Source organism: Streptomyces sp. NPDC004610 (assembly GCF_040609715.1).
Classification (GTDB): Bacteria; Actinomycetota; Actinomycetes; order Streptomycetales; family Streptomycetaceae; genus Streptomyces.
In genome coordinates, this window is sequence record NZ_JBEXLA010000018.1 from 167,366 (window position 1) to 187,144 (window position 19,779).

Annotated in this window: 21 protein-coding genes and 1 pseudogene; 7 read left to right on the forward strand and 15 right to left on the reverse strand. The window is 72.1% G+C overall.

The features are described from left to right. Window positions 1–25 precede the first annotated feature (25 nt). Window positions 26–955 (forward strand): SDR family NAD(P)-dependent oxidoreductase, encoded by a 930-nt coding sequence (locus tag ABZX40_RS21490; protein WP_355740136.1) that lies wholly within the window; start codon window positions 26–28, stop codon window positions 953–955. An 80-nt stretch (window positions 956–1,035) separates the two neighbouring features. Next, window positions 1,036–1,716 carry an epimerase gene (locus tag ABZX40_RS21495; RefSeq protein ID WP_355740134.1) on the forward strand — a complete coding sequence of 227 codons (681 nt, stop codon included), beginning with the start codon at window positions 1,036–1,038 and terminating at the stop codon, window positions 1,714–1,716. A gap of 101 nt (window positions 1,717–1,817) precedes the next feature. Here ABZX40_RS21495 and ABZX40_RS21500 read toward each other — a convergent pair whose 3' ends face one another. Beyond that, window positions 1,818–2,390 carry a L,D-transpeptidase family protein gene (locus tag ABZX40_RS21500; RefSeq protein WP_355740132.1) on the reverse strand — a complete coding sequence of 191 codons (573 nt, stop codon included), beginning with the start codon at window positions 2,388–2,390 and terminating at the stop codon, window positions 1,818–1,820. 260 nt (window positions 2,391–2,650) lie between these two features. Between ABZX40_RS21500 and ABZX40_RS21505 the strand changes: the two genes are divergently transcribed. Continuing rightward, window positions 2,651–3,550, forward strand: a complete 900-nt coding sequence (locus tag ABZX40_RS21505; RefSeq protein ID WP_355740130.1) for an XRE family transcriptional regulator — start codon at window positions 2,651–2,653, stop codon at window positions 3,548–3,550. 10 nt (window positions 3,551–3,560) lie between these two features. Here ABZX40_RS21505 and ABZX40_RS21510 read toward each other — a convergent pair whose 3' ends face one another. The 5 genes and pseudogenes from ABZX40_RS21510 to ABZX40_RS21530 all read right to left on the reverse strand — a co-directional run bounded on the left by ABZX40_RS21510 (window position 3,561) and on the right by ABZX40_RS21530 (window position 7,780). Next, window positions 3,561–4,052, reverse strand: a complete 492-nt coding sequence (locus ABZX40_RS21510) for a hypothetical protein (protein WP_355740128.1) — start codon at window positions 4,050–4,052, stop codon at window positions 3,561–3,563. Between the two features lie 331 nt (window positions 4,053–4,383). Then, a pseudogene (locus tag ABZX40_RS21515) lies at window positions 4,384–5,796 on the reverse strand (RHS repeat-associated core domain-containing protein); the annotation flags it as partial. A 42-nt stretch (window positions 5,797–5,838) separates the two neighbouring features. Further along, complete coding sequence (locus ABZX40_RS21520; protein ID WP_355740126.1) at window positions 5,839–6,483, reverse strand: hypothetical protein; 645 nt, start codon at window positions 6,481–6,483, stop codon at window positions 5,839–5,841. Continuing rightward, entirely contained in the window at window positions 6,473–6,886 is a 414-nt protein-coding gene (locus tag ABZX40_RS21525; protein WP_355740125.1) for a hypothetical protein, read from the reverse strand. The genes ABZX40_RS21520 and ABZX40_RS21525 overlap by 11 nt, the downstream gene beginning before the upstream one ends. A 150-nt stretch (window positions 6,887–7,036) precedes the next feature. After that, complete coding sequence (locus ABZX40_RS21530) at window positions 7,037–7,780, reverse strand: trypsin-like serine protease (protein WP_355740123.1); 744 nt, start codon at window positions 7,778–7,780, stop codon at window positions 7,037–7,039. 416 nt (window positions 7,781–8,196) lie between these two features. On the opposite strand from ABZX40_RS21530, the gene ABZX40_RS21535 reads away from it, so the two are divergent. Further along, a complete protein-coding gene (locus tag ABZX40_RS21535; RefSeq protein ID WP_355740391.1) occupies window positions 8,197–8,721 on the forward strand; it encodes a hypothetical protein in 525 nt (174 codons plus the stop codon). Between the two features lie 47 nt (window positions 8,722–8,768). Here the strand turns inward: ABZX40_RS21535 and ABZX40_RS21540 are convergent, their stop codons facing one another. Continuing rightward, window positions 8,769–9,707: an acetamidase/formamidase family protein gene (locus ABZX40_RS21540; protein WP_355740121.1), complete on the reverse strand. Its 939-nt coding sequence runs from the start codon at window positions 9,705–9,707 to the stop codon at window positions 8,769–8,771. Between the two features lie 236 nt (window positions 9,708–9,943). Here ABZX40_RS21540 and ABZX40_RS21545 point away from each other — a divergent pair, with 236 nt between their 5' ends. Next, window positions 9,944–10,378: a nuclear transport factor 2 family protein gene (locus tag ABZX40_RS21545; RefSeq protein WP_355740119.1), complete on the forward strand. Its 435-nt coding sequence runs from the start codon at window positions 9,944–9,946 to the stop codon at window positions 10,376–10,378. A 101-nt stretch (window positions 10,379–10,479) separates the two neighbouring features. Then, window positions 10,480–11,454: an alpha/beta hydrolase gene (locus ABZX40_RS21550; protein ID WP_355740117.1), complete on the forward strand. Its 975-nt coding sequence runs from the start codon at window positions 10,480–10,482 to the stop codon at window positions 11,452–11,454. A gap of 144 nt (window positions 11,455–11,598) precedes the next feature. On the opposite strand, the gene ABZX40_RS21555 is transcribed toward ABZX40_RS21550, so the two are convergent. The 8 genes from ABZX40_RS21555 to ABZX40_RS21590 form a co-directional block, all read right to left on the reverse strand. Further along, the gene (locus ABZX40_RS21555) at window positions 11,599–12,378 is read right to left on the reverse strand and encodes a VOC family protein (protein WP_355740115.1); all 780 of its coding nucleotides are present in this window, start codon (window positions 12,376–12,378) and stop codon (window positions 11,599–11,601) included. A 189-nt stretch (window positions 12,379–12,567) separates the two neighbouring features. Beyond that, window positions 12,568–13,884 carry an MFS transporter gene (locus ABZX40_RS21560; protein ID WP_355740113.1) on the reverse strand — a complete coding sequence of 439 codons (1,317 nt, stop codon included), beginning with the start codon at window positions 13,882–13,884 and terminating at the stop codon, window positions 12,568–12,570. Then, complete coding sequence (locus ABZX40_RS21565) at window positions 13,881–14,705, reverse strand: ABC transporter ATP-binding protein (RefSeq protein WP_355740111.1); 825 nt, start codon at window positions 14,703–14,705, stop codon at window positions 13,881–13,883. Before ABZX40_RS21565 ends, ABZX40_RS21560 begins: the two co-directional genes overlap by 4 nt. After that, a complete protein-coding gene (locus ABZX40_RS21570) occupies window positions 14,702–15,754 on the reverse strand; it encodes an iron chelate uptake ABC transporter family permease subunit (RefSeq protein WP_355740109.1) in 1,053 nt (350 codons plus the stop codon). Before ABZX40_RS21570 ends, ABZX40_RS21565 begins: the two co-directional genes overlap by 4 nt. Continuing rightward, a complete protein-coding gene (locus tag ABZX40_RS21575) occupies window positions 15,751–16,794 on the reverse strand; it encodes an iron ABC transporter permease (protein WP_355740107.1) in 1,044 nt (347 codons plus the stop codon). Before ABZX40_RS21575 ends, ABZX40_RS21570 begins: the two co-directional genes overlap by 4 nt. Then, window positions 16,791–17,837: an iron-siderophore ABC transporter substrate-binding protein gene (locus ABZX40_RS21580; protein WP_355740105.1), complete on the reverse strand. Its 1,047-nt coding sequence runs from the start codon at window positions 17,835–17,837 to the stop codon at window positions 16,791–16,793. Before ABZX40_RS21580 ends, ABZX40_RS21575 begins: the two co-directional genes overlap by 4 nt. A 219-nt stretch (window positions 17,838–18,056) precedes the next feature. Then, complete coding sequence (locus tag ABZX40_RS21585; RefSeq protein WP_355740103.1) at window positions 18,057–18,827, reverse strand: AraC family transcriptional regulator; 771 nt, start codon at window positions 18,825–18,827, stop codon at window positions 18,057–18,059. Between the two features lie 81 nt (window positions 18,828–18,908). Further along, a complete protein-coding gene (locus tag ABZX40_RS21590) occupies window positions 18,909–19,529 on the reverse strand; it encodes a TetR/AcrR family transcriptional regulator C-terminal domain-containing protein (RefSeq protein ID WP_355740101.1) in 621 nt (206 codons plus the stop codon). Window positions 19,530–19,621: 92 nt separating this feature from the next. On the opposite strand from ABZX40_RS21590, the gene ABZX40_RS21595 reads away from it, so the two are divergent. Next, window positions 19,622–19,779 (forward strand): FAD-dependent monooxygenase (locus ABZX40_RS21595; RefSeq protein ID WP_356162622.1); only part of this gene is annotated, 158 nt, incomplete at its 3' end.

Consider the following 19,779-nt stretch of genomic DNA (forward strand, 5'->3'; position numbering starts at 1 on the left):
GCGGTCGCCGCCTACATTGGAGGTCATGAGCACCAAGAACACCCCCCACTGGACCGCCGACGACATCCCCGACCAGACCGGCCGTACCGCCGTCGTCACCGGCGCCAACACCGGCCTCGGCTTCGAGACCGCGGCCGGGCTGGCCGCGCACGGCGCCCAGGTGGTGCTCGCCGTGCGCAGTCCGGACAAGGGTGAGGAGGCCGCCGCCCGGATCACCGCCCGCACCCCGGGCGCCTCCGTCACGGTCCAGCGGCTGGACCTCGGCTCGCTCGACTCGATCCGTGCCGCCGCCCGCGCCCTGCGCTCCGCCCATGACCGCATCGATCTGCTGATCAACAACGCGGGGGTGATGTGGACCCCGAGGGCGACCACCGCGGACGGCTTCGAGTTGCAGTTCGGCACCAACCATCTCGGCCACTTCGCCCTCACCGGCCTCCTGCTCGACCGTCTCCTGCCGGTCCCGGGCTCCCGGGTCGTCACCGTCACCAGCCAGGCCCACCGCTGGGGCGCCGCCCTCGACTTCGACGACCTCCAGGCCGAGCGCCGCTACCGCCGGACCGCCGCCTACAGCCGCTCCAAGCTGGCCAATCTGCTGTTCACCTACGAACTCCAGCGCCGCCTCGCCGACCGGCACACGACCGTCGCCCTGGCCGCCCACCCCGGTGGCGCCGCCACCGAACTGACCCGGGACTTCGCCCCACCGGTGCGGCTGCTGGCCGGAAAGCTGATCGTCCCGCTCGCCGCCCAGAGCCCCGGCATGGGCGCCCTGCCGACCCTGCGCGCCGCGACGGACCCCCGGGCGACCGGCGGCCAGTTCTACGGCCCCGACCGCGCCTTCGGGATGCGCGGCCACCCTGAGGCGACCCGCTCCAGCAGGCAGTCCCACGACACGGCGGCACAACGGCGCCTCTGGACCGTCTCCGAGCAACTCACCGGCGTCCCCTACCCCCTCTGACCGTCCCCGGCGACGCCCCCATGCGAGTCCCCCGCACCCGCCCCTCCCCCGCCCCCTCCCACCACGACAGGAACACATCGATGAAGGTGATCGTCTTCGGGGCCACCGGCATGGTCGGCCAAGGAGTGCTCCGTGAGAGTCTGCGCGACGACTCGGTGACCGAGGTCCTGGTGATCGGGCGCCGACCGACCGGCATCACCCACCCCAAGCTCCGCGAACTCGTCCACCCGGACCTGCGCGAGCTGCTCGCCCGGCCCGGCGTCGACGCCGAACTGGCCGGGTACGACGCCTGCTTCTTCTGCCTCGGGGTCTCCGCGGTGGGCATGACGGAGGAGGCGTACCGGCGTGTCACCTACGATCTGACCCTCGCCGCGGCCCGCGCGCTGTCCGCGGTCAACCCGGACCTCACCTTCCTCTATGTCTCCGGTCAGGGCACGGACAGCACCGAGCGGGGCCGGTCCATGTGGGCGCGCGTCAAGGGCGAGACCGAGAACGCGCTGCTGGCCCTGCCCCTGCGCACATATCTGCTGCGCCCCGGGTACATCCAGCCGCTGCACGGCATCACCTCCCGGACCCGGCTCTACCGCGTCCTGTACCGGGTGACCTCGCCCCTCTACCCCCTGCTGAGGCGGCTCGCGCCCGGCCATGTCACCACCACCGAGCAGCTCGGCCGCGCGATGCTGTCCATCGCCGGTGGCGGCGCGCCCCGGCCCGTCCTGCACAACGGGGACATCAACCGGGTGGCCCTCGGCGCCGGATAGTTCCGCGGCGGCCCCGGCCCCACACCCGTGCCGCGGGCCCCGCCGACTGCTGTCGGCGGGGCCTGCTCCCCCGGCTCGGTGCGGCCGTCAGCTCACCGTGGTCAGCTCACGACCGTCAGCTTGGTCAGCTTCTGCCAGCCCAGGCTGTCCAGGCGGCTGAAGAGGTTCTTGATGTGGGACGGGTTGAGCTTGATGCAGCCGTTGGAGTAGTAGTCGTTGGGGTTGCTGTTGGTCCACTTCTCGGACTCGATGGTGCCCTGCTTGCCGTTGGGCTTCATCTCGCTGTGGATGAAGAGTTCGGTGCGCTGGGTGCCGCCGCTGCACCGCTTGTCGGAGACCTTGATGACATAGCCGTTGATGATGCCGTCGAAGTTCTTCCGGTGGAACTCGATCTTGTAGCTGCCGTTGGGCAGCCAGCCGCGGCCGACGGAGCAGGCGTTGGTGGTGGTTCCCGACCCGGCCTTGTAGCTCGCGACCACCTTGTCCGGGCCCGCGACGCTCTTCATCAGGTACAGCCGGGAGTTGGTCACGGTCTTCTTGTCGAACTTCAGGTAGTACGTCGTGGCGGCAGCCGCGTCCGCCTCGGGCCCCGCGGTGGCCTGCGTGGCTCCGCCGACGAGAAGGCCGGCCGTCAGCGTCGTCGCGGTGACGGCCGTGGTGACGAACTTTCGCATGCTTTGTCCCTCGGATGAAGGCGCCGGCCCTTACCGGTCGGCGCGGATGTCGGGTCTGCGCCGACCGTGGCGAGGTGCGCCCGGTCGGCTCCCTCACAGGTTCCTGAGCCGCCGCCCGGCCCCGCAACAGCCTTGGCCGTCCCGGACAGTCCGTGGCTGTCCGGGCTGGTCAGCGCGTTGTCCGGACACGGGTTCGGACAGCCGAGCATGGCGGAATCCCGCATTGCCGCCGCTGCCGCCACCGCAAGACACTGACGGTCATGGTGAACCTGGGCCAGCTGTCGCCGGACGACGCCCGCGACGCTGCCGAATTTCTGCGGCTGATGCGTCAGTTGAAGAGCCGAACGGGACTGACCTATCGCGAACTGGAGGAGAAGGCGGCCCGCAACGGCGATGTGCTGGCGCGCAGCACACTGGCCGATGTGCTGGGCCGGACGAGTCTGCCCCGGCCCGATCTGCTGGCGGCGTTCGTCCGCGCCTGCGGGGAGGAACAGCGCGTCGGCGTCTGGCTGGAGGCCCGGGACCGGCTCGCGGCGCTCCCCGCGCACCCCTCGGCACCGCACCCCGCGCCCGGCCCTCGGACTCCGCGCTTGCGCTGGTCCAGGAGACATTCACTCGTGGCGGCCCTCGCCGTTCCCACGACCGCCGTCGCGGTCTGGGCGCTCACCCTCATCGGCGACGGCCGGGACGGGCACGCCACCTCGTCCACCCCGCCCGACGGCTGGGTCACGATCCACCCCAGCCGCACCCCCGACCTCTGCCTCACCGACGGCCGCGACCGGCGGGGCGCGTACGGCAGCGCCGTGACGGTCCAGCTCCCGTGCGCCCACGCCACCGTTCCGCGCACCTATCTGGAGCCGCTGGGCGAGGGCCTCTACCGCATCCAGTGGCACCATCCCCAGGAGGGCAGGGGCTGTCTGGCGGTCATGGGCGCCGATCAGCTCAAGGGTCTGCTGGAGCCCCGTACCGACTGCGCCCAGGGCACGCTGTTCCGCTTCGAGACCGGCGGCCCGTCCGGCGCCGGGGGGTTCCGGCTCCGCCCGGCCACCAGCAGTCTGTGCATCGGCCTCGTCCAGGACGACACGGCGGAGGGCGCCGAGGCGATCGAGGAACGCTGTACGGGCGGCGCCGACCAGGTGTTCCTCGTCCGCGCGGGCTGACCCGCCCGCCTCAGGGCCCGGCGGCGGGGGCGGGCTGCTCCAGGGCGATCACGACCATCACCGGCAGGTCGGTGTCCTGCTGGACGACCCCGGCGGTCAGCACCCGGCCGTCCAGGGTCCACTTGCGTACGGTGATGAACTCGTCCTTGTCCTCGGAGGTCTGCTCGGCCTCGGTGAGGTGGGCGGCGAGGGGGGAGCCCTCGATCTCGGGGAGGAACGCGGCGAGGGCCTGTCCGCCCTCGTCGTAGACGGCGTCCAGGTCGTCGAAGTAGCCGGAGTCGTCGACATCACGGATCCAGACGGCGAACGAGACGCGGACCGCCCCGTCGCGGAAGGTCTGGATCCAGCCCCGGACGCCGTCCTTGCGCCAGGACGTCTCCACTCCGTCACGGGGTTTGCCGCCCGGCGTCCAGCCCTGGGCCGCGAATCGGTCCGCGCCGCCCGCGGCGGTCAGCGGGACGACGCCCCGCAGCTCTTCCAGCATCGCGTTCACTGCAGCCATGAACTCATTCCACTCATACCGTTGCCGGGCACGTGACAGGCCCTGAGCTGTCCGCTGGCGTACGCCTCCGAGAAGGCTCGGGACAGCACGTCGTTGACATGGCGGCGCCCCATTCGTTGGACACCGTATAGCGGACCCCGTGGCCGCCGAGATCCTCGTTGAGGGCGAGCAGTCTGTCGGCCTGGGCGGTGATCCGGCTCTCGTCGTAGAACTCCAAGTCGGGGAGGATCCACTGCTGTTCGTAGCTCTGGTCGGTGACGAGGCGCTGGTAGCGGAACGACGGGCGCTCCAACTGCCGGTCGGTGAGCCAGCCCAGGCCCTTGAACCGGGAGTAGGGGGAGAGTCCTAGGGGGTCGCAGACGGTGAAGGGGTTGTGGACGTAGGCGACCGGGTTGGGGGCGGGGCCGAGGCCCAGAGGGTCGGGTGAGGTGTAGCGGCCGGTGAGGGGGTCGTAGTGGCGGAAGAGGTTGCAGTGGAGGCCGGTCTCGGGGTCGTGGTACTGGCCGGGGAAGCGGAGCGGGGTGTAGGTGGTGCTGGTGCGGGTCCAGGCGGTGGTGCCCCACAGGGTGCTGCGGGCCCGCCAGGCGAGGGTGCCGGACTCGTCGATCAGTTCGGTGGGGGTGCCGATCAGGTCGGTGACGATGGCGTAGAACCGCCGGTCGATCTCCTCCTGGCGGGTGTCCGCGGTGAGCAGGCGTTCGGTCTGGGACAGCGGGACCACTCCGCGGTGGTCCCAGGTCAGGGCGACGACATGCGGGGCGTCGGGGGTGTGGACGGTCTGTTCGCACAGGGTCTGGCCGTCCCAGGTGAAGCGGATCTCCTCTGAAGCGGATCTCCTCGGCCACGGTTTCGCCGTCGGCGGCGAGGCGTTGTTTGGCGGTGCGGCGGCCGAGGGGGTCGTAGCGGTAGCGCCAGCGGGTGCCGTCGGGGGTGATGACGGAGGTGAGGCGGTTCTCGGCGTCCCAGGTGTAGCGCCAGGTGTCCGGCTTGCGGGACAGGCGGGTCTTCTGACGGAGGGTGACCCGGCCGAGGGCGTCGTGTTCGAAGCGGAGGGCGCCCGCGCGGGTGAGCGAGGTGCCGGTGTAGGCGCGGGGGCCGGTGGCCTCGTGGCCGGGGTGGGTGTCGGGCCAGGCGGCGGCGGTCTGGTCGCCGGTGGCGTCGTAGGCGTAGTGCTCGCTCCAGTTCCGGGCGTGGACGGCGGTGACCCGGCCGGACGGGTCCAGGTCGAAGGTGCGGGACCCGGAGAGTTCGTCGGTGACGGAGGTGAGGTGGCCGTCGGCGCGGTAGGTGTACCGGCGCTGGCGGAGGGGGCGGTGAGGTGCTGGGCGGCGAGGCGGCCGGCCTCGTCCCAGGCGGAGGTGACGGTGAGGGCGCCGCCGAAGACGCGTTCCAGTTCCCGGCCCGCGGCGTCATGGGCGAAGGCGATCTCATGGTTCCCGGCGGTCAGCCGGGCGGGGCGGCCCGCGGCGTCGTAGCCGTAGGTGGTGACCCGGCCCGCGGCGTCCTTGCGGACCGATCGGCCGAGTGCGTCGTAGGTGTGGGTGGTGGTGTGGCCGAGGGCGTCGGTGCGGGAGGTGAGCCGGCCGGTGGCGTCATGGCGGTAGGTGAGGGTACGGCCGTCGAAGTCGGTCTCGGAGGCGAGGCGGCCCGCGGCGTCGTAGGTGTAGGTCCAGCTCAGGTCGTTCGGGCCGGTGACCTTGGTGAGCCTGAGGGCCGCGTCGTGCGCGAAGGTGTGGCGGGTGCCCATGTCCGGCCGGGCCGCCGTCCGTCGATCGCCGTTCGTGCGCTACTCGCCCTGCTGCTGCTCCTGCCGGGCGCGTTCCTCGGGTGAGGGGCCGAAGGTCTCGTCCAGGGCCTGGTTCCACTGCTGGTCGTCGATGCCGAGGGCGTCGTTGAGCATCTCCGACTGACGGCCGCCCTGCCCTTCGGTGAGGACCGTGCGGCCGGTGTCCTTCCAGGTCTGCTCGATGTCCTGACCGGCCTGCTCGAACGACTCGGGGCTCCAGTTGGGGTCGAGGTAGTCGGGGGTGACGATGTCTCCCCAGCCCTGCTGGGTGATCTCCTCCTCGGTGGCGTGCGGGCTGCCGCCCATCACGGAGTTCACGCCCACCTTCAGCGCGCCCTGGACGTACTGGTCGTGCTCCCACTGGGTGCCCGCCGCCAGACCGAGCCGGTTGGCTATGGCGCTGGCGTCGCTCACCAGGGCCCGCACACCCCACTCCCAGCGTTCGCAGAAGTCCTCGAAGTCCACGGAGAGTCCATGGTGCCCGGCCTCCATGCCGGTCATCGCCAGCGCGGAGAAACCCTTGCCCATCTTCGAGCCGGTGGCCCCGCCGAGGTCCCCGAGCTGGTCGATGGTGGCGCCCACGCCCTGGGTGAACTTGGCGACCGACGCCGGGTCGAAGTTCAGATCCGTACCGTCACCGCCCATGGCCCGCTCCCTCCCCGGTGTCCACGGCGGCCGACTCGGGCACGATGCCCGTCACCGGCGGGAAGAACATGGAGCCGTCCTCGGTCGCGATGTCCACGGCGAGCCCGGCCGGTTCGCCCAGCCCCGGCACGATCTCGTCGACGATCCGCGCCCCGAGCAGCGCCGCGTAGTCCATCGGCCGGTCCCCCGGCCCCTGGCTCAGCGCGAACCGCGCCAGCGCCGTCTCGTCGGTGAACCCGCACACCCATCGCACCCCGCCCGAATGAGCGCTCCACAGACCGCCGTTCGCCAGCGGCACCAGCAGCACCGCGCGCCGCATCTCGCCGACCAGCGCCCGGGGGTCGCCGACTCCCGCGCGCTGCTCGGCGATCCGTTCCGCGAGCACTGTCCTCGCCTCTTCCACGGGCCCTCCCACCTCATGAGCGACTGATGGCACCGTAGAACAAGATGCGTGCCATGGGGCAATTGGTTTCGCGAAGGCGCAAACGGGTGGGGCCGCCCCCGGTGTTCGCCGTGGGCGGCCCTGTGCTCTCTCCCCTGGTGGCGTCGGGGATCAGACCCCGGCGACGGACTGGACCCAGGACCGGTACGCCGTCACATTGGTGTAGGCGGTGGTGGTCTGACGGTCGCTGGTGGAGGCGACGCCGACCTGGATGCCGTTCGCCATCATGGGGCCGCCGGAGTCGCCGCCCGCGGTGATGCCGTCGCCGCGGCGGGCGCAGATCGCGGTGCCGTTGTAGGCGTCGCGGCAGCCGCCGGTCACGATGACATTGGCGACCTTGAGGTACTGCGACTGGCAGTTGATCTCGGAGCCGCACTGGGAGGTGGCGCCCCAGCCGTAGACCTGGACGGTCTGGTTCACCGAGACCGAGCCGGGCTGGCCGAGCCGGGCGTAGGTCGCGGTGACCGAGCGGTCGAGCTTGACCAGGGAGAGGTCCGAGGAGGCGTGGTTGTAGACGGCGGACGCGTTGGCGAGGGTGCCGCCGCTGGTCTGGTCGAGGCTGCCGATACGGAACGAGAGGCCGCCGCCGCTGACGCAGTGCTTCGCGGTGAGGATCCAGGTCGGCGCGATGATCGAGGCACTGCATGTCTGGCGGCCGTTGGAGAACAGCCGGGCCGCCCAAGGGGCGTTGCCGGCCTGGCCGCCGCCGATGATCGGCAGGGCCTCGGTGCCCATCTCGGCCTGGGGCGCGCTCGGCGCGGGCGGCGCCGGGGGCTGCGCGGAGGCGACGGGGGCGAGGGCGACCACGGAGAGCGCGGCGGTCGCGAGGGCGGGGACGAGTCTGCTGATACGCACGGGTCTTCTCCATCGTGTGGGGGGTGGAGCCCTGCGGGGATACGCAGGTACGGCATGAACGGACAGGGGTGCCTGTAGCGTCCATGACAAATGTGAGCGCGGTGAGAATCTGACAGACGCGGTGCCGCCCGCACAAGGGGTCGTCAGAAGTGACTTGGGTGACGGGGTGGGCGGGTGCGTCCGCAACACCCGCCGCCGGTCAGGGGGTTGAAGGGGCGGTGTCGCCGGTAGGGCGGGAGACCCGTTTCCCGCTCCCCCTCTGGCGGACACGCGTAGACCTCGGGCACCATCTCCCCGCGCACCTGCACAGCCGCCCCCCACGGCCCGGTACGGCCCGACCGCAGGAAGGTCCCCCCATGAAGACCGGCACGCAGACCGGCACACAGACCCCCATGAAGCCCTCGGCGCAGACCTCCATGAAGCTGCGCTCCGCCCTCACGGCCCTGGCGCTCGCCCTCGTCCCCGGACTCACCGTCCTCGCCGGAGCCGGCGACGCCCTCGCCGCGCAGAGCGGCTCCCAGGCCGTCGCCGTCACCAAGATCTCGCACGCGACCGCCACCTCGATGTTCGGCTCGTCCGGCATCACCTGGTCGTCGTCCGGCAACTGCTCCGACCGCAACGTTCCGACCTGTACATCCTTCGACCAGCTGAACCTGGCCAGCGCGCAGGGCGCCCAGACGCTCAAGTCGTCCTCCGGCTGCGGGCTCAACATCACCGGCGGCACCGAGACGGGCCACGCCAGCGGCACCTACTCGCACTGGAACGGCTACAAGCTCGACTACGGCAAGAACACCTGCGTCACCAACTACATCAAGAACACCTTCACCTATATCGGCCTGCGCGGCGACGGCGCCCCGCAGTACCGCTCGGGCGCCGGGAACGTCTACGCCGACGAGGGCAACCACTGGGACGTTCTCTACTACAACTGCGGCGGCTGCTAGACCGGTCCCGCGGCGGCGCCGCCGGGCAGCACCGCCGGGCGGCGCCGCTAGCCGCCGTTCGCCGGGAAGAACGCCTTCGGCAGATACGCGGAGACGACCCAGTTGGGCGCGTCGACCACCTCGGTGATCCGCAGATCGACGGCTACGCTGCACAGCACGTAGGCGTCGACCGGGGCCAGTCCGTAGGTGTGGCCGAGGTGGTCGATCATCGCGCGGGTGGCGTCCCGGGCGGCGGTCATCAGGTCGGGCGCGACGCCCATCGTGGCGTAGTGCCCGGCCCGGTCGTCCCCGGCCCGCACCGGCCCCGCCGTCTCGAACTGCGGCCCGGCGATCCGGCGGCCCTTGTGCAGCCGGACCCGGGCCGCCCCGCTCATCGACGCCTCGATGGCGCTCACGCACAGCTCGCCGTCGCCCTGGGCGGCGTGCGGATCGCCGAACGCCAGCCGCGCGCCGGGCACCTGCACCGGCAGATACAGCTTGGTGCCGGTCACCAGGTCCCGGCAGTCGACATTGCCGCCGAAGTGGCCCGGCGGCAGCACGTTCTGCGGTGCGCTCACATCCGGACAGACCCCGACGACCCCGCAGAACGGCCGCATCGGCACCGAGGCGACCCCGAGGAAGTCGGCGTTCTTCCCGTCGGCGAGGTCCCAGAGGTGCAGATGCGCGTCGGGGAAGTCGTCCGCGAGCAGCCCGAGCCCCGGCAGTACCGCCGTCCACCCCCAGTCCACGGACCGCATCTCCAGGAACTCGACCTCCAGTACGTCCCCCGGCTCGGCCCCCTTCACCATGATCGGCCCGGCCAGCGGATACACCCGGTCCCAGTCGAACCCGGCGACCACATCGGCCGTCGACTCCGGGGTGAACTGCCCGCCGGTCGCCTCGGTCAGCTCGAACTCCACCGTGTCGCCGTCGGCCACCTCCAGCGCCGGTTCATGCTCCAGCGACCAGAGCCGGTGGGGTTCCTTCGGTACGCGATGGTGACTCATGGGACCGTCCTCGCCTGGTCGCAAAGGGGCCGGGCCTGCTCGGCACCGGCTCCGGGGCCTGTCGTCGGGTGTCCTGGACTCTGCCGCCAGGATGGCCGAAAATCAAGCCTGGGGGGCAAAATCTTGTGACTTGGAGGCAGTGTGGGTGACAGTGGGGGAAGGGGGGAGGGCGCAGGAGGGGCAGAAGCGGCTGCGGGCTCGGGAACAGCCGGACCGGTCACCGGCTTCTATCCAACATGACGAACTCAACCGCCCGAACCGTGGCCACCACCCTCTTCGACCGGCTCCGCTCCGGAGCCACGCCCGCCGAGCTGGCGGAGCACTACGACGAGGACGTGGACTGGTTCATCCCCGGCGACACCTCCCTCGTCCCATGGATCGGCCGCAAGACCGGCCGGGCCGGTGTCGCCGAGTTCTACACCCAGCTCGGGCAGGGGACCGCGGTCCGCCGCTTCGAGATCGACGCGATCGTCGGCGACGGCGACCGGTGTGTCGTGCTCGGCAGTCTGCGCACCGAGGTGCTCGCGACCGGCCGGGACATCGAGACCGACTTCGCCTTCGACATCACCGTCCGCGACGGACTCATCGTCCGCTACCACATGTTCGAGGACACCTGGGCGGTCGCCGAGGCGCTCCGGGCGGCCGACGGCGACCGGGACGTCACCCGTTAGCCCCGAGGGTTCACCCGTTCACCCCGTGTGGCGCGCCGGGGGGTTCCGGGGCCGGAGACGCTGACCTCGAAGTCGTCCCCCGTACGGAAGAGGAACCCCTCATGGGTCAGCTGTCCCCGCGCCGCCGAATATCCGCCGCCGCGCTCACCCTCGCCACCACCGCGCTCACCGTCGGCGCCGCCCCCACCGCCCTGGCCGCCCCCTCCGGCGGGGAGGGGCAGGCGCAGCCGAAGCCGACCGTCGTGCTGGTGCACGGCGCCTTCGCCGACGCCTCCGGCTGGAACGCCGTCGTCGAACGGCTCATGGACGCCGGGTATCCGGTCGTCGCCCCGCCCAACCCGCTGCGCGGAGTGCTCAACGACGCCGCCCAGGTCGCCTCCGTCCTCAAGTCGATCAAGGGCCCGATCGTGCTCGCGGGCCACTCCTACGGCGGTGCGGTGATCAGTCAGGCGGCGGCCGGGAACAGCAATGTGAAGGCGCTGGTGTTCGTGTCCGCCTTCATGCCGGACGTCGGGGAGAGTCCGGGCGGGCTGTCCACCAAGTTCACCGGCAGCGACCTGGGGACGGCCCTGCGCCCCGTCCCGTACAGCGACGCCACCAGCAGCGGGGTCGACCTCTACATCCAGAACGAGAAGTTCCACGAGGTGTTCGCGGCCGATCTGCCCGCCGCGGAGGCGCGGGTGATGGCCACCGAGCAGCGGCCCGTCGCCGAGGCCGGGTTCGGGCAGAAGGCCACGGCCGCCGCCTGGAAGACCATCCCGTCCTGGTTCGTCGTCGCCAAGAACGACAAGGCCATCGCCCCCGACCTGGAGCGCTTCGAGGCGAAGCGGGCCAAGGCGCACACCGTCGAGATCGACTCCTCGCACGTGGCGATGATGTCCCACCCCGATGTCGTCACCCGGCAGATCACCGACGCCGCGCGCAGCACGATCGGGACGCGGACGGAGCCCGCGGCCCTCGCCAGCACCGGGACACGTGACCGGCAACTGGCGCTCGCAGCGGGGGCCGCCGGGGCCCTCGTGGTCACCGGTGGGGTCCTCACCGTCCTCGCCCGTCGCCGCGCCACCCGGGACTGACGGCCCTTCGGGGCAGGGAGCGGGCCGCTGCCGGTCCGGGTCGGTGACGATCCGGGCCGGCAGCGTTCGTGGGCCGGTTGGGGCGGGGGCCCTACAGCGAGGCGGGCCTTACAGCGCGGGGTGGGTTCAATAGCGATGCGGGTTCTACAGCGGCGTGGGCTTGATCATCGCGAAGGGGGCGCCCTGCGGGTCGGCGACCACTGTCATCCGGCCGGCCATCATGTCGAAGGGCGGGGCGAGGACCGTACCGCCGCTGCGGACCAGGGCGTCGACGGTGGAGTCCACGTCGTCGACCGCGAAGTAGGTCAGCCAGTGGGCGGGGGTGCCGGGCGGGTCGTTGGCGAGCAGGGTGACACCGCCGACCGCGCGTCCGCCGACCCGCAGTTCCCAGTAGGAGTCCGCGCCGTCCAGCGGCTCGATCTCGATGCCGAACGCCTCGCCGTAGAAGGCGGTGGCGCCGAGTACGTCGGTGGTGTGGAGTTCGTTCCAGGTCAGGGCGCCGGGCTCGTTGACGATCTGGGCGCCGGAGAACTCGCCGGGCTGCCAGACGCCGAACACCGCGCCCTGCGGGTCGGCGGCGACCAGCATGCGGCCGAGGCCGCCGACATCCATCACCGGGGCGAGCAGGGTGCCGCCGGCGGAGACGATCTGTTCCTGGGTGGCCTGCGCGTCGGTGGTGGCCAGATAGCTGGTCCAGACGGTCGGGGGTTCCGGCTGCCCCTCGGCGGCCATGGCCGGTCCGATGCCGGCCACGGCCTTCCCGCGCAGTTCGCAGACCGCGTACCCGCCGAACTCGGCCGGGCCCGGCCTGCCCTGCCAGCCGAGCAGATCCCGGTAGAAGTCGAGCGCCGTCTGCTGGTCCCTCGCCATCAGATCGACCCAGCACGGGGTTCCCGTCGCGTACGGGGTGGTGACCTCGGACATCTCATGCCCCTTTCTCGTGGAGACCTCCCGGTCACCCTGGGGCGCGGGCGGCGGCGCCGGGCCGTCCGACACGCCCTCGCCCTTCGTATGGGCGGACAAGTGGTCGCGGCGACTACGCCGTTCCGCCGACCGCAGGCGTCATCCGGTCGCGGGCGTCACCCGACCGCAGGACTCACCCGGCCACGCGCCTCACCCCGCCGCCGTCGCCCCGTCGGGCTCGGCCGCCCCGCCCTCGCGGTCCCGCGCGTCCTGGCTCGCGCGGCGCAGCGCGTCCTCGTCGGTGCGGGCGTCGTAGCTGACCAGCTTGGGCAGGGCCAGGGTGAGCAGGCCCACCGAGGCGACACAGGCGAGACCGCCGGTCCAGAACGCCGGGCGGGCGCCGGTCCAGCCCGCCGTCGCCCCCGCCCGGACCTGACCGAGCTGGGGGCCGATGCTGTAGGAGAGGACCTCGATCCCGGCGAGCCGACCGCGCAGCCGGTCGGGGATGGTCTGGTTCCAGATGGTGGAGCGGCCCAGCCCGCTCAGCATGTCGCCCGCCCCGGCAAGGGCGAGGCACAGCAGCACCAGCCAGATGTGGGAGGTCCAGCCCGCCGCCGCGATGGCCAGGCCCCAGGCCGCCGCGCCGAACACCACCAGCAGTCCGTGCCGCCGGGTCCGCGACACCCAGCCGCTGGTGAGGCTGACCAGCAGCGAGCCGACCGCCCCGGCCGCGTACATCAGCCCGAGCGACCAGTCGGCGTCCAGTTCGTCGGCGAGGAAGGGGAAGATGGTGTTGGGGAAGGCGAAGAACATCGCCGCGAGGTCGACCGCGTAGGTGCCCAGCAGCACCGGCTTGGACCAGGCGTACCGGGCGCCTTCGGCGATGCCCCGCAGGGAGGGCTTCTCGGCGTGCTCGGCGGGCGGCACCGGGGTCAGCCGGCGGCACAGCAGCACCGACACGGCGAACCCGGCGACCGTCGCGGCATACGCGGGGACATTGCCGGCGTAGGCCACGACCAGGCCCGCGAGGGCGGGTCCGGCGATCGCCCCGGCCTGCCAGCGCAGGGCGTTGAGGGCCGCAGCGGCGGGCAGCTGGTCGTGCGGGACGATCCGGGCCAGCAGGGAGTCCAGGGCGGGGCGCTGGAGTCCGGCGAGGGCCGCGACCCCGGCCGCGACCAGGTACAGCGGCCACAGCTGGGGGCGCGGCAGCAGCGCGTTGACGAGCAGGACGGCGGCGAGGATCCCGAGTCCCGCCTCGGTCAGCACGATGACCTTGCGCCGGTCCACCGCGTCGGCGAGGGCCCCGCCGTACAGGCCGAAGACGACCAGGGGGACGAGTTCGACGGCGCCCATCACGCCCACCGCGAGCGGGGAGCCGGTGAGGTCCTTGATCTGGAGGGGCAGGGCGATCAGCGCCATCACACTGCCGAGGTAGGTGATCAGGCCCTGCACCCACAGCAGACGGAAGTCCCGCGAGGTACGCCAGGGGGTGAGGTCGGGCAGGACGGCGGCGAGCCTGCGTCTCATGAGGCCGCCTCGCGGGCCGTCGGCGTCGAGTGGTGGCGGCCGACGGGCAGCACGAGGGGCTTGCCGGAGAGCGGGTCCTCGATGACCCGGCTGTCCATGCCGTACAGGGCGCGCACGGTCCGTTCGGTCATCACCTCCTCCGGCGTTCCGGTGGCGTGCAGGCGTCCGGAGGCGAGGGCGATGAGGCGGTCCGCGTAGCGGGCGGCGAGATTGAGGTCGTGCAGGACCATGACGATGGTGGTGCCCCGGGTGCGGTTGAGGTCGGTCAGCAGATCGAGGACCTCGATCTGGTGGCTGATGTCGAGGAACGTGGTGGGTTCGTCCAGCAGCAGCAGATCGGTCTGCTGGGCGAGGGCCATGGCGATCCAGACGCGCTGGCGCTGGCCGCCGGAGAGTTCGTCGACCGCCCGGTCGATCAGCTCGGCGGTGCGGGTGGCGTCGAGGGCGCCGGCGACCGCGGCGTCGTCCTCGGCCGTCCAGCGGGCGAAGGCGCGCTGGTGGGGGTGGCGGCCCCGGCCTACCAGGTCCAGGACGGTGATGCCCTCGGGGGTGACGGGTGACTGCGGGAGCAGGCCCAGGGTGCGGGCGAGTTCGCGGGCCGGGGTGCGGTGGACCTCGCGGCCGTCGAGGACGACCCGTCCGGCGCGCGGGGCGAGCAGCCGGGACATGGAGCGCAGCAGAGTGGACTTGCCGCAGGCGTTGGCGCCGACGATGACGGTGACCTTCCCGGCCGCGAGGGTCAGGTCCAGGCCCTCGATGACGGCCCGGTCGCCGTAGCCGAGGGTGAGGTTCTCGGTGGACAGGGAGTGGGACGCGGTCACAGCGAGCCTCCGGCCCGGTTGGTGCGGACGATCAGATAGACGAGGTAGGGGGCGCCGAGGACGCCGGTGACGACCCCCACGGGGTAGCGGACACCGAAGGCGTACTGGCCGGTGAAGTCGGCGACCAGGACGAGCAGGGCGCCGACCAGGCCCGCCGGGACCAGGAGGGATCCGCCCGCGCCCACCAGCCGGGCGGCGATCGGCCCGGACAGGAAGGCGACGAAGGCGATGGGCCCGGCGGCGGCGGTCGCGAAGGCGATCAGACCGACGGCGGCGACGATCACGGTGATCCGGGTGCGTTCGACGCGGACGCCGAGCGCGGACGCGGTGTCGTCGCCGAGGCTCAGCGCGCTCAGATTGCGGGCCTGGGACAGCAGTACGGGGCTGAGGACGAGCAGGGCGAGGACGGCGGGGACGGTCTCTTCCCAGGTGGTGCCGTTGAGGCTGCCGGTGAGCCAGCGCATCGCCTCCTGGAGGTCCCATTCACCCGCCTGCGACAGAACGTAGGAGGTGACGCTGTCGAGGAGGGCGGAGACGCCGATGCCGATCAGGATGAGCCGGGTGCCGGCCACCCCGTCGCGGAAGGCGAGGGTGTAGACGAGCAGGGCGACACCGAGCGCGGCGGCGATGGCCAGCGCCGACACGGCGGTACCGCCGAGCGAGAGACTGACGATGGCGATGGCCGCCGCCGCGCTCGCACCGGCGCTGATGCCGATGACATCGGGGCTGGCGAGCGGGTTGCGGAGCATGGTCTGGAAGGTGACACCGGCGATGCCGAAGCAGAATCCGGCGGTCGCGGCGAGCACCGCGCGCGGCAGCCGCAGGGTGCCGACCGTGAAGGACGCGCCGGGCACCTGCTCCCCCATGACGACCCGGAGGACGTCCCGGGCGGGATAGAAGGTGTGCCCGGCCATGAGCGTGACCGCGAACCCGGTGACGACCAGCAGCGCGAGGGTCAGCACGATCGCCCGCCTGCGGTACGCGCCCCGCACCCGGGCCCGGGTGACGGTCCGCCGGGTGGACGGGCCGGTGACGGCGGGGGCGCTCACAGGGACCTGACTTTCTGCCGGCGGACGATATGGATGAAGAAGGGGGCGCCGACCAGCGCGGTGACGATCCCGACATCGATCTCCGACGGCCGGGCCACGATACGTCCCACCACATCGGCGACGGTCAGCAGGATCGCCCCGCTCAGCGCGGAGAACGGCAGCAGCCAGCGGTGGTCGACGCCCACCAGCAGCCGGCAGGTGTGCGGGACGACCAGTCCGACGAAGACGATCGGCCCGGCGATGGCCGTGGCGGCGCCGCACAGGACGACCGCGCCGAGCGCCGCGCCCGCCCGGACGAGCCGGACGCGTTCCCCGAGCCCGGCGGCCAGGTCGTCGCCGAGCGCGAGGGAGTTGAGGGCGCGTCCGGCGGCCAGGCAGATCACGAACCCGGCGGCGAGGAACGGGACGACGGTGCCGAGCTGGGCGTAGGTGGCTCCGCCGACGCCGCCGATCTGCCAGAGGCGGAAGGTGTCGGAGATGTCGTTGCGCGGCAGCACCACGGCGCTGACCAGGGAGGCGAGGTCGGCCGAGATGGCGGCCCCGCCGAGGGCCAGCTTGAGCGGGGTGGCGCCGCCGCGGCCGAGCGAGCCGACGGCGTAGACGAAGGCTGCGGTCAGGGCCGCGCCGAGCATGGCCACCCAGATGTAACCGGACACCGAGGCCAGTCCGAAGTAGGCGATGGCGGTGACCACGGCCAGTGAGGCGCCCATGTTGACGCCGAGGATGCCTGGGTCGGCCAGCGGATTGCGGGTCACGCCCTGCATGACCGCGCCGGACAGTCCGAGGGCGGCGCCCACGACGACGGCGAGCAGGGTGCGCGGTACGCGCCGGGTGACCGCGGCCTCCTCCAGGGTGGCCTCCGCCCCGCCCAGCGCCGACCACACATCGGCCCAGGCCACGTCCCGGGAGCCGAGGGCGAGGGAGGCGGTCATGGCGGCGAGCAGGAGCGCGGTGAGGGCGAGCAGCCAGAGCACACGGACGCGCGCCGGACGCCGTACGGGGGCGGTGTCCGGCGCGCGCTCCAGGTCGGTGACGGTCACGCGGCCTTGTCCGCGGCCTCGGCCAGTGCCTTGACGTAGTCCTCCAGGACGTACGGGATGGCCAGCGGGGTCGGGTTGGCGGCGGTGGCCAGGGGGGTGCTGCCGGGCAGCAGATAGATCGAGTCGCGCTCGACGGCGGGCAGCTTGGAGGTGAGCGGGTCGTCCTTGAGCGCAGTGAGCAGTTCGCCCTTCTCGTCGCCGTAGCCGGTGATGAGGTCGACGTCGTTGAAGTCGTCGATGCGTTCGGCGCTCTTGGTGAGGACGAACTTGTCGGTGGACTCGGAGGGCCCGGAGACGCTGGCCGGGATCTGCATCCCGAGGTCGGTGAAGAACTGGGTGCGGGTGTCATGGGTGGTGTAGAAGCCGACCTGGCTGACGTCCTTGGACGACACATGCGTCATGAACATCGCCGTCTTGCCCTTGAGCTGGGGGTACTTGGCGGCGGTGGCGGTGATCCGCTCCTCCAGGTCGCCGATGAGCCGGTCGCCCTCGTCGGCCCGTCCGATGGCCTGGCTGTTGAGGCGGATGATGTCGCGCCACGGGGTCGCCCAGGCCGCGTCGGGGTAGGCGACCACGGGGTCGATCTCGCTGAGGGTCTCGTAGTCCTGCTCGGTGAGGCCGGAGTAGGCGGCGAGGATGACATCGGGGCGGGTGTCGGCGACGGCCTCGAAGTCGATGCCGTCGGTCTCGTCGAACAGGACCGGGGTCTCGGCGCCGAGTTCCTCCAGCCGCTTCTCGGTCCAGGGGAGGACCCCGTCGCCGTCGTCGTCGCCGAAGGTGGCCTTCGCCATGCCGACGGGTACGACGCCGAGGGCCAGCGGCACTTCGTCGTTGGCCCAGTTCACGGTGGCCACGCGCTGGGGCTCGGCGGGGATCTCGATGGTCCCCAGGGCGTGCTCGATGGTCAGGGGGAACTGGCCGGAGCGGGCGGCGGGGGTGCCGGTGTCGTTCTTGGCGTCGGCGGTGTCGGTCTGGCCGCCGCCGCAGGCGGTGAGGCCGGTCAGCAGGGCCGCCGCGAGGACGAGCGCGCGCGGGGTTCTCATGGACGCGGGTCACTTTCGGTTCGGGGTGTGCCGGACCGCTCCACGGGGTGGGCGGGGCAGAGGCTTCGAAGAAGTTAGGTAAGGCTTGCCTGCACAGATTAGGGAGCGGGGGTGGGGTGGAGCAATCAAGCCTTTTCGACAGCCCTTGTAGCGATCGGGACATCGGGGGGCGGTCCTCCGGTCGCGGCCGGAGAACAGTGGGGGTCGCCGGGGTCCCGGTCAGTACGCGCGGAATCTGCCCGGGGTCGTACCCGTCGTCCGCCGGAACGCGGCACCGAAGGCGCTCGCCGAGCGGTAGCCGACCGCCTCGGCCACCTCCTCCACCTCGACGCCCCGGGACAGCAGCTGCACGGCGTGCTGGGCGCGCACCGACGCCACCCAGCGGGCGAACGTCGTTCCCGTCTCGACCCGGAACGCCCTGGTCAGGGTGCGGGCGCTGCATCCGAGGGCGGTGGCCCAGCCGGTCAGGGTCCGCTGGTGGGCGGGGTCGGCGCGGACGGCGTCCACGATCGGCCGCAGCAGCGCGGAGGTGGGCAGCAGCACCAGGAGCGCCCGGGGTGACGGCCGCAGCACGTCCAGGACCATGGCCTCGGTCACCGACCGCGAGGGCGCGGGCAGGTCCGGTTCCCCCAGCCGCTCCAGGAGCAGCCGCAGCAAGGGGGTGATCTCCACCGCCACCGGCTCGTCGGGCAGCGCCGAGGTGGTGCCGTGCCGGAAGAAGTGGGCCCGGTAGACGGTGCCCGCGACGGCGGACGCCGAGTGGAGCTGCCCCGCTGGCATCCACAGGCCCAGCGTCGGGGTGACGCACCAGACCTGGGATCCCACGACGGCCGTGGAGGCACCGCGTTCGTTCCACAGGAGTTCGTGCCAGGGGTGGGCGTGCTCGTTCCATGCCGTGTCGTCGGCGATGGTCTCCTCGTACCCCTTGATCACGAAGGGCACGTCCACCTCACCCGCGGCGAGCGTCGGCAACTCCCTGAGGACACCCATCGGGCCAGGCTATCGACCGGCGGGAACGGGGTGCCCCGGCGGGCATGATCGGCCCGGGTCCGCCGTCGGCGCGACCGGCCCTCACCCGACCCCCACCCCGGCGAGAATCGCGTCCACCCCGTAGGCGAAGCGTTCGGCGAACGCGACCGGCGCCAGCCGGCCGGCCACGCGGTGCAGGGCGGGGTGCCCCTGCGGGGAGATCGCACCGGCGAGCAGCTCACCCAGGGCGCGCTGGCCCACAGCCTGCTCCTCCTGGACCAGGCCGAGGGTGAAGTAGATGAGGGTCCAGGAGGCCCAGGCCGCTTCCCGGTCCCCGAGCCCGCAGTCCAGCAGCGCCCCCGAGAGCCCGTCGGCGAAGCCGAGCGTGCCGGGTTCGATCGGGTTGGTGCCCACGACGAGGGCCGCGCCGTCCCGGTGGGAGAGCAGGACACGGCGGCAGCGGACGGCGATCTCCCGCACCCGTGGACCGGGGTCCGGCGGCAGATCGAGGAGCGGGATCTCGCCAAGTACGGCGTCGGCCATCAGCTCCAGCATCCGGGCCTTGCTCTTCACATGCCATTGGACCGTGCTGACCCGTACGCCCAGCCGATGGGCGACGGCCCGGGTGGAGACAGCGTCCAGCCCCCGTTCGTCCAGGATCGCGAGGCCCGCGCGGATCACCGTGGCCGGATCGAGCCGGTCGCCGTATTGCCTATTGGTCACTGACCTAGTTTACTGCGCAGAGGCTCTCGGTCGGTGACCTAGAGCCGCTGTACCGATGTGATCTGGTCGTTGACCAACTGGAGGGCAACCGTATGGACACTCAGCAGGTCGTCATCTCGGGAGGCGGACCCGCCGGCCTCTGGCTCGCCGCCGAACTACGGCTGAACGGCATCACCGTGACCGTCATCGAGGAACGCACCGAGGTCGACCAGCGCTCCAAAGCGCTCACCGTGCACCCCCGCGGCGTCGA

Bases quoted from the DNA above. Each gene is read 5' to 3' on its own strand.
- ABZX40_RS21545 (WP_355740119.1), top strand. From the start codon at position 9,944: ATGACGAACTCAACCGCCCGAACCGTGGCCACCACCCTCTTCGACCGG.
- ABZX40_RS21580 (WP_355740105.1), bottom strand. From the start codon at position 17,837: ATGAGAACCCCGCGCGCGCTCGTCCTCGCGGCGGCCCTGCTGACCGGC.
- ABZX40_RS21510 (WP_355740128.1), bottom strand. From the start codon at position 4,052: ATGGCTGCAGTGAACGCGATGCTGGAAGAGCTGCGGGGCGTCGTCCCG.
- ABZX40_RS21550 (WP_355740117.1), top strand. From the start codon at position 10,480: ATGGGTCAGCTGTCCCCGCGCCGCCGAATATCCGCCGCCGCGCTCACC.
- ABZX40_RS21535 (WP_355740391.1), top strand. From the start codon at position 8,197: ATGAAGCTGCGCTCCGCCCTCACGGCCCTGGCGCTCGCCCTCGTCCCC.
- ABZX40_RS21555 (WP_355740115.1), bottom strand. From the start codon at position 12,378: ATGTCCGAGGTCACCACCCCGTACGCGACGGGAACCCCGTGCTGGGTC.
- ABZX40_RS21500 (WP_355740132.1), bottom strand. From the start codon at position 2,390: ATGCGAAAGTTCGTCACCACGGCCGTCACCGCGACGACGCTGACGGCC.
- ABZX40_RS21560 (WP_355740113.1), bottom strand. From the start codon at position 13,884: ATGAGACGCAGGCTCGCCGCCGTCCTGCCCGACCTCACCCCCTGGCGT.
- ABZX40_RS21520 (WP_355740126.1), bottom strand. From the start codon at position 6,483: ATGGGCGGTGACGGTACGGATCTGAACTTCGACCCGGCGTCGGTCGCC.
- ABZX40_RS21585 (WP_355740103.1), bottom strand. From the start codon at position 18,827: ATGGGTGTCCTCAGGGAGTTGCCGACGCTCGCCGCGGGTGAGGTGGAC.
- ABZX40_RS21540 (WP_355740121.1), bottom strand. From the start codon at position 9,707: ATGAGTCACCATCGCGTACCGAAGGAACCCCACCGGCTCTGGTCGCTG.
- ABZX40_RS21505 (WP_355740130.1), top strand. From the start codon at position 2,651: ATGGTGAACCTGGGCCAGCTGTCGCCGGACGACGCCCGCGACGCTGCC.
- ABZX40_RS21490 (WP_355740136.1), top strand. From the start codon at position 26: ATGAGCACCAAGAACACCCCCCACTGGACCGCCGACGACATCCCCGAC.
- ABZX40_RS21495 (WP_355740134.1), top strand. From the start codon at position 1,036: ATGAAGGTGATCGTCTTCGGGGCCACCGGCATGGTCGGCCAAGGAGTG.